Origin of the sequence: Mesorhizobium sp. M1066, from assembly GCF_040318635.1 — a bacterium.
Lineage (GTDB): Bacteria > Pseudomonadota > Alphaproteobacteria > Rhizobiales > Rhizobiaceae > Mesorhizobium.
In genome coordinates this window covers 1-1,469 of sequence record NZ_JAMYMR010000105.1, presented here as the reverse complement: position 1 = coordinate 1,469, position 1,469 = coordinate 1, and the positions used below count along the sequence as shown (strand labels likewise).

At 64.0% G+C, this 1,469-nt stretch carries 1 protein-coding gene; it reads left to right on the top strand.

The window, feature by feature from the left end; translation table 11 throughout:
- Positions 1–170: 170 nt before the first annotated feature.
- The gene (locus NKH52_RS35285) at positions 171–1,460 is read left to right on the top strand and encodes an IS4 family transposase (protein ID WP_352736884.1); all 1,290 of its coding nucleotides are present in this window, start codon (positions 171–173) and stop codon (positions 1,458–1,460) included.
- Positions 1,461–1,469: the final 9 nt, after the last annotated feature.

Sequence of the window (1,469 nt, the reverse complement as noted above, 5' to 3'; positions counted from 1 at the left end):
CTAGGGGATGCACACATCTTTTGAGGTGGATGACTCGCTTTTGATTGGTTGTCTGGCGTTGGGATGTGATTCTGTTGGCGATGCTCGGATTGAGGAGGTGTCGCGATGTCAGCCAATGAGATCGAGTTGGGAGCGTTCGGCGACGAGCGCCTGCAAAAAAGGGGGCCCAGTTGCTGGGGCTCATGGTGGATCGGCAGAGCGTTTGCGTTCGGCGGCTGGCGGGAGGTTCTCGCGGCCGGATCGTTGGCTTTGGCCGGTTCCTGGCGAACGGGCGGGTGACGACGCAGGGTCTGATCGAAGGCTGGGGGTCGACGAGTTCGCAGGCTTGTGCGGGCCATCACGTGCTGGCGATCCAGGACACCAGCGAGATCCACTTTACGACCACGGCAGAGCATCGCAGGGGTCTGGGAGAGACCGGCAAGGGCGGCAACGTCCGAGGCGCGCTGCTGCATGCAATGCTGGCGCTGGATGCGGGAACGGGCGAGGTACTCGGGTTGGTCTCGGGCCAGATCTGGACGCGCGATGGCCGGGTGGAAACGCCACATGGCCAACGGTTGTCGACCGACAAGGAATCGCAGCGCTGGCTGGCCACGGCCGAAGCGGCCAAGGGCGTGCTGGTGCGGGCTGCGATGGTGACGGAGGTGAGCGATCGCGAGAGCGACATCTACGCCAAGTGGGACCGCGTGCCGGGTCCGAACTTCCATATCCTGACCCGCGCCATGAGCGACCGCTTGATCGAGGGCGGCAAGCTCTCGACGGCAAAGCTGCAGCCGGCCGGTGAAGCCGATGTGGAGCTGCGCGCTCGTCCTGGCCGGCCGGCGCGTACGGCCCATCTGGCGGCCCGCTTCGGCCAAGTCGCCCTCAAGCGCCCACAAAACTGCATCGAGAAGGGGCTGGCCAAGACAGTGACGGTGAGCCTGGTGGAGGTGCTTGAGGTGGGTGCGCCTGCGGACGCCGAGCCAATCGTCTGGCGCCTGCTGACCACCCATACGGTTCAAGATTCGGCCATGGCTTGGCAGGTGGTTGCCTGGTACCGGATGCGCTGGACCATCGAGCAGTTCTTTCGCACCTTGAAGCAGCAGGGCCTGCAACTGGAGGACAGTCAGTTGGAAACCGCCGAGCGGCTGATGAAGCTGACTGCCATCGCCGCACGCGCCGCCTGCATCATCATGCAGCTTGTCCAGGCCCGCGACGGAGCATCCGCACAATCCGCCGAGATCGCCTTTACGCCCGCCGAGATCGACACCTTGCAGGCTCTGGTGCCCGAGTTGGAAGGCAAGACCGCTCTCCAGAAAAATCCTCACCCGCCCAAGTCTCTGGCCTGGGCCGCCTGGATCATCGCCAAACTCGGAGGCTGGGATGGCTATCCCAAGTCCAAGCCACCAGGCCCAATCACCTTCCGCCACGGCCTTCAGTACTTCCAATCCATAGCACACGGCTGGAGCCTGCGAGATGTGTGAATCGCCTAG